This is a genomic window from Microbulbifer taiwanensis (genome assembly GCF_014904815.1).
Classification (GTDB): Bacteria; Pseudomonadota; Gammaproteobacteria; order Pseudomonadales; family Cellvibrionaceae; genus Microbulbifer; species Microbulbifer taiwanensis.
Genome location: NZ_JACZFR010000076.1, coordinates 1 through 5,268, shown reverse-complemented (window position 1 = coordinate 5,268; position 5,268 = coordinate 1). Strand labels below are relative to the sequence as shown.

At 47.7% G+C, this 5,268-nt stretch carries 8 protein-coding genes; all 8 read left to right on the top strand.

All coding sequences use genetic code 11. The features are described 5' to 3' along the window. The first annotated feature begins 1,090 nt into the window (after positions 1–1,090). A complete protein-coding gene (locus IG627_RS20335; RefSeq protein WP_193195084.1) occupies positions 1,091–1,393 on the top strand; it encodes a hypothetical protein in 303 nt (100 codons plus the stop codon). A 143-nt stretch (positions 1,394–1,536) separates the two neighbouring features. Then, positions 1,537–1,980 carry a hypothetical protein gene (locus IG627_RS20330; protein WP_193195082.1) on the top strand — a complete coding sequence of 148 codons (444 nt, stop codon included), beginning with the start codon at positions 1,537–1,539 and terminating at the stop codon, positions 1,978–1,980. Positions 1,981–2,137: 157 nt separating this feature from the next. Continuing rightward, positions 2,138–2,476: an energy transducer TonB gene (locus IG627_RS20325; protein ID WP_193195080.1), complete on the top strand. Its 339-nt coding sequence runs from the start codon at positions 2,138–2,140 to the stop codon at positions 2,474–2,476. Between the two features lie 124 nt (positions 2,477–2,600). Further along, a complete protein-coding gene (locus tag IG627_RS20320; protein WP_193195078.1) occupies positions 2,601–2,942 on the top strand; it encodes a hypothetical protein in 342 nt (113 codons plus the stop codon). Between the two features lie 154 nt (positions 2,943–3,096). Continuing rightward, positions 3,097–3,564, top strand: coding sequence for an ankyrin repeat domain-containing protein (locus IG627_RS20315; RefSeq protein ID WP_193195076.1), 468 nt, complete (start codon positions 3,097–3,099; stop codon positions 3,562–3,564). A gap of 135 nt (positions 3,565–3,699) precedes the next feature. After that, a complete protein-coding gene (locus IG627_RS20310) occupies positions 3,700–4,050 on the top strand; it encodes a hypothetical protein (protein WP_193195074.1) in 351 nt (116 codons plus the stop codon). A 154-nt stretch (positions 4,051–4,204) separates the two neighbouring features. After that, the gene (locus tag IG627_RS20305) at positions 4,205–4,495 is read left to right on the top strand and encodes a hypothetical protein (RefSeq protein WP_193195072.1); all 291 of its coding nucleotides are present in this window, start codon (positions 4,205–4,207) and stop codon (positions 4,493–4,495) included. A gap of 158 nt (positions 4,496–4,653) precedes the next feature. Continuing rightward, positions 4,654–4,923 (top strand): zinc-ribbon domain containing protein, encoded by a 270-nt coding sequence (locus tag IG627_RS20300; protein WP_193195070.1) that lies wholly within the window; start codon positions 4,654–4,656, stop codon positions 4,921–4,923. The last annotated feature ends 345 nt before the right edge of the window (positions 4,924–5,268 follow it).

The following is a 5,268-nucleotide window of genomic DNA, read 5'->3' as shown; positions in this document are numbered from 1 at the left end:
CAGAGGTGATCTGTTGGTACTTCATAGGGGTTTCTCACTTCTTGGCGGGAGAGAGAAAGCCCTTGTATCACAGGTCACCTTCTTGTTTGAGGATAGTGTCGCACTTAGTTTTTGAATTCGGCGCGCCTAACAATGCGCTGCAGGCCGACGTCTAACTTTGTGCACTTTATGCGCGGTCGCTACGCTCCCATTATCGCGCATAAAGCGCACAAAGTTAGCCGCGGCTGAGCGCGGCGTTAAGCGCCTATGAATATTGAGCAATTTTACAAGGAGGCTTCGAAGTTTGCAGAGAGTTTGCCTTCTAAAGAGTCTGAAAAATTGATGTCCATACTCGATTCACTAGAGGACTCAAGCATTACTGAGTGGCAATTAGAGCTAGAATCATATCTTCAAATTTTAGTCTCTCAAGGGGTTGGTGACTCGCTGAAAGTCAACGAGTTATTGCTCGTGCTAAACACTACGGGCCCCGTGTCTATAAACCCCATATACTTTGGTGTAGCCTTGGTCGTTGTAGTTCTATTGGTGATCGTAGCAAGTGCTTAACAAGGCCAGTCAGTACGCTCCGGCGCTACGCGCCTCCGCCGGACGGCCTACGCAATGCGCTTCGCGCAAAAAACGCTACGGCCGCCGCTGCTGGCAACGTTATGGTGGCTTGGCAAAATTTAAAAAAGTTGTGCCTGCGGAAAGCTCCGTGGTGTTTGTGAAGCCATTATTCTGATAGCGCATTGCATGGCCGAATTTAAACAGTTTCGTTCCCGGTGCCTTCGTTTTAGGGCACGCGCTGCGGCAAGTCCAAGCCAGTATTTTGGGTAGGCAGTAAGAAAGTTCAGTGATGCGGGAAGTCTGGTATTCTTCCTCATCTTAAATCGGCTGCGGCCCTCCGCTGCGCTACGGGCAGAGTGCCGGTAGTGGGCTAAGAGCGGCGCCAGCCATAACCAGGCCAGGCAGTACGCTCCGGCGCTGCGCGCCTCCGCGGGACAGCTTACTTTGTGCACTTTTCGCGCGGGTCGCTGCGCTCCCATTTTCGCGCAAAAAGCGCACAAAGTAAGCTGCCCCTGCTGGCGGCGTTATGCCTCATTGAGAAAGTACGATGGAACTTATAAAAAGTAATTTTCTTCAGTTTTTTGAACTTCTAGCCCTGAGGGAAGGGTGGAGTCAAAATTACACGAAATTTACTTTATTCTTGATGTTGTTGGCCACAAGCTTTACGGCGTATTTCATTTTCAAAGCGCTCGGCATAATGAGTGTAAATGACATGAACACGCTAGCGGAAAACCTTTATCAGGCAAAGGTTTTTGGTGTTGCGGTATTAGCTGGAGTCTATGGCTCTCTGGGTTTGTACTGCAGCGTACTCTCAATGGCAATTATTAATGCATTGGTGCCCAAGGCATAACAATGCCAGGCAGGATGCTACGGGCCTACGGCCCTCCGCGGGACAGCTTACCTTGTGCGTGTTTTGCGCAGGTCGCTGCGCTCCCATTTTTGCGCAAAACACGCACAAGGTAAGCTGCCCCTGCTGGCGGCGTTAGGCAATCAATGAGAACTTTGGCTCTATCTATTATTTTTGTGGTGTTACCTCTCTTGGCACATGCACACCAAGATAGAATAATTCGATTATCGGAAGGCAAGTTAGTGGGGCTTCCGGAAAAGTATCAACCGGCAATTCTTGACCTAGAGAATAGAGTGTTTTCTATAGCTGGGCAGAAGCTGATTCTCCCTGATTGTTATGGCAAGTTTTTTCCTGAAACAGATGAAGCTGAAGTTTTCATAACTGCTTCTTGGTACCACATTAACTCTGACCTTCCGCCCTATTTATCTATAAGAATTACGGAGCAAGGTGAATCAATCGGCCATTTTTTCCAGTTGGAGCCTTTTGGTATCTACTGCAAAATAGAGCAAGAAATGTTCTGTGAAGCAATTAATTCTAAGGTTGTGGATTCGGCGTGCGCTGAAAAAGTACAGCTGGTCCCCGCAGGTTAAAATGCCTAACCAGGCCAGGCAGTACGCTCCGGCGCTGCGCGCCTCCGCGGGACGTCCTACTTTGCGCACTTTTTGCGCGGGTCGCTTCGCTCCCATTATCGCGCAAAAAGCGCACAAAGTAGGCCGCCCCTGCTGGCGGCGTTATGTGAGCTCGAGAATGAAGAGTATTTCGCTAATCTCGATTTTTATTATTTGTCTTATACCAGGCCTCTCAGCGGGCACGACAATTTATGTTAAGCCAAACTACCCCATAGAAGCGCTCAAAAAGTGTATAGAAGGGTGGGTAGAGTTCGAAGTAACAGTTATGCCTGATGGATCTTTTGAAAATGTAAAAATTATAGAGTCACACCCAGAAGGCATATTTGATGAGGCTGCAAAGGAAGCCCTTAGAAAGCATAATCTCGTACCAAAAGAATTAATTGGCGCAACTGAACCAACACATGGTGTGAAGCGGAAAATCAGCTACAAACTGGACGGCGAGTGTGTTCCCACATAACAATGCAATGCAGCCGACGTCTTACTTTGTGCACTTTTTGCACGGTCGCTGCGCTCCCATTTTCGTGCAAAAAGCACACAAAGTAAGCCGCGTCTGATTGCGGCGTTAGTGTTTGAGCCCAGTCATGGATAGAGATCAAGCAAAGAGCACAACGGTTACAGCGTTTATGGAATTGCTTCCATGGAGTAAAAATGATGGAAGAAGAACTCCAGTTGATTGCTGCGCCGGTTACTATAGACCAGATCATCAATTTTCATGGATGCAGGAAGATTGGATGTTTATAGGGCAAGTAACTTTTCCAAAATGCCTACAGAAGTTAGAGCCAGGATACTCTGCGGAGGTGATAATAACCTTCATCTCCTATCCAGAGCTTGATGAAAAATTGAAGCCAGGACTTACGTGGAGAATAAAGGAGGGTAACAGAACTGTGGCAAGGGCAACGCTCCTTAAAATCATTGAGATGTAAGTGGGGTGGTGCCAGCCAGTCACACTAACGAGGCAATGCAGCCGACGGCTAAGTTTGTGCACTTTTTACGCGGTCGCTGCGCTCCCATTATCGCGTAAAAAGCGCACAAACTTAGCCGCGTCTGATTGCGGCGTTATGCATCAATGGAGATTCCGTGAGTAAGTTTTTAATTGTCGCGATCCTTGCGTTAAATGTTTCGCATACCTGGGCATCAGTGGAGAGCCTTCGATCTGTTGGTATTGAGGCCAGTGGACAAAATGGTTGCTATCTTTCTAATGGTAAGAGCGTTCTGGGGCCTACTATCGGGATGATGGTGGATGCATATGAGAACCATCCAAAGCTGCCAAATAAAACGATAGAGGCAGTAATACAAACTGCCATCGATGCTAGTTGCAATATTAACGAGCCAAACTCGTCTGGGCTATCACCTTTAAATTCGGCAATTCTATTGAACCATCCAGTTTTGGTTCAGCTTCTTTTGAGTAACGGTGCAAATCCAAATCTAAAAATTAGCAGCTCGAAAAAGTTTATTAATGGAAAAGATTCATTTTCACTATACGAGTTCTTAGAAACAAAGAAAGAGATGTCTGGTGTTGGTGAAGTTCTTGCTAAGTACAGGTAGATGCATAACAAGCAGCGGCAGAGCGACAGCCAACGCTACGCACCTTTTGTGTTACTCGCTGGCGCTCAAACATTAACACAAAAAGTGCTCCGCGCTGGCTGCGCCTGCGCTGGGCGTTAATTTTCCGAGTTACCCATGAAAAGTGCCGTTCTACTCATCATCTTCTTTGCATCGGGCTTGGTTCTCGCCAGAAAAGTAGATACTGAAGAATCTGACATGGCCACATACTTCAAAGCACTTAAATCATGGATTATTGTTTGGTTGGTTATAAGTTTGGTGATAGTGGGTGAGGAGTACTTTTACGCTTCACCTGCAGATTGGAAAAAAACCTCTATTACATGTGTGATTTTTCTGATTATTAGTTGTGTCATGGCCGGCAAGTCAGTTCAGCTGAAGCATCAAAGAATTGAAAGTGAGGTTGCGCATAAGGGAGCTATTTCACCTAAAGAACGAGTAAGGCAAATGCGCGAGAGAGACAAAAATTAACCAGGCCAGGCAGTACGCTCCGGCGCTGCGCGCCTCCGCGGGACAGCTTACCCTGTGCACCTTTTGCGCGGGTCGCTGCGCTCCCATTTTCGCGCAATAGGCGCACAAGGTAAGCTGCCCCTGCTGGCGGCGTTATGCATCTTAGAGAGTTGAAGTGAATAGCGTAGAAATGGAAGAAAAGAAGAAATTTCCTAAGGAAATCGCAATTGCATTGGCCGTCGTCGGCGTACTAGTTTCACTGGCTCCAATTGCAATTCTTCAAGATACGGCAGCAGTTTTACCCATAATATTTGGCTTTTTAATGAACTTCGTTCTTATACCTTCCATATTTCTACTGTTTGGCGGGATCCAGAAACTACGTGATAGGCAGTTCAATTTGTGGAGCGCATACTACCTTGGGCTCTTTGTTGCCATAGTTTTGGCGGCACGGAAGCTGGTGGCGTAGTAGCCATGCATAACAAAGCCGGGCAGCCTGCTCCAGGCCTTCGGCCCTCCGCGGGACAGCTTACCTTGTGCATGTTTTGCGCAGGTCGCTGCGCTCCCATTTTTGCGCAAAACACGCACAAGGCAAGCTGCCCCTGCCGGCGGCGTTAGGCTTCAGAAATGTTCAAGAGGATAAAACTCCAGCTCTTTGGCCGTAGAGCTATTAAAGGGGATGTTGCCCTAGCAAATAAAGAGATTCTTAATGCGAAGTACAAGGGCAGTTGGAGCATTCCCGCGGCCTATCGAGGTGAAGAGATTGTGTGCTCAAAATGCGGAACGATCTTTACCTTTAGCGCAGCACAGAAAAAGGAATACTACGAAGTAAAGGGCGGCAAAATTTATGCAAAAATTCACATGTGCCCACAGTGCTATGGCAAGCAACAAGCCTAACCAGGCCAGGCTGTACGCTCCGGCGCTGCGCGCCTCCGCGGGACGGCCTACGCTATGCGCTGCGCGCATAAACAGCGTAGGCCGCCCCAGCTGGCAACGTTAGAAATCGTCTGGTGATTCATGGCTAGGAAGAAGAAAAAGAAGGGAAAAAAGGAATCCAAGGCTCGAATCCGTGTAAAGAATCAGAGTGCATTGTTCAAGCTAAAGAATTCCACGGTTTCTTGCCCTGTTTGCAACCTCCGAGTCCCTCTTATTATTAACTCGGCAATGGAATATTACGCTACAATGCGGGAATGAATAAAGAAGATTCTCGCAAATTACCCTCAGCGGCTCAGGCAGAAAAAC

Coding starts and splice junctions, on each gene's coding strand:
- IG627_RS20335 (WP_193195084.1), top strand. CDS start 1,091: ATGGAACTTATAAAAAGTAATTTTCTTCAGTTTTTTGAACTTCTAGCC.
- IG627_RS20330 (WP_193195082.1), top strand. CDS start 1,537: ATGAGAACTTTGGCTCTATCTATTATTTTTGTGGTGTTACCTCTCTTG.
- IG627_RS20325 (WP_193195080.1), top strand. CDS start 2,138: ATGAAGAGTATTTCGCTAATCTCGATTTTTATTATTTGTCTTATACCA.
- IG627_RS20320 (WP_193195078.1), top strand. CDS start 2,601: ATGGATAGAGATCAAGCAAAGAGCACAACGGTTACAGCGTTTATGGAA.
- IG627_RS20310 (WP_193195074.1), top strand. CDS start 3,700: ATGAAAAGTGCCGTTCTACTCATCATCTTCTTTGCATCGGGCTTGGTT.
- IG627_RS20300 (WP_193195070.1), top strand. CDS start 4,654: ATGTTCAAGAGGATAAAACTCCAGCTCTTTGGCCGTAGAGCTATTAAA.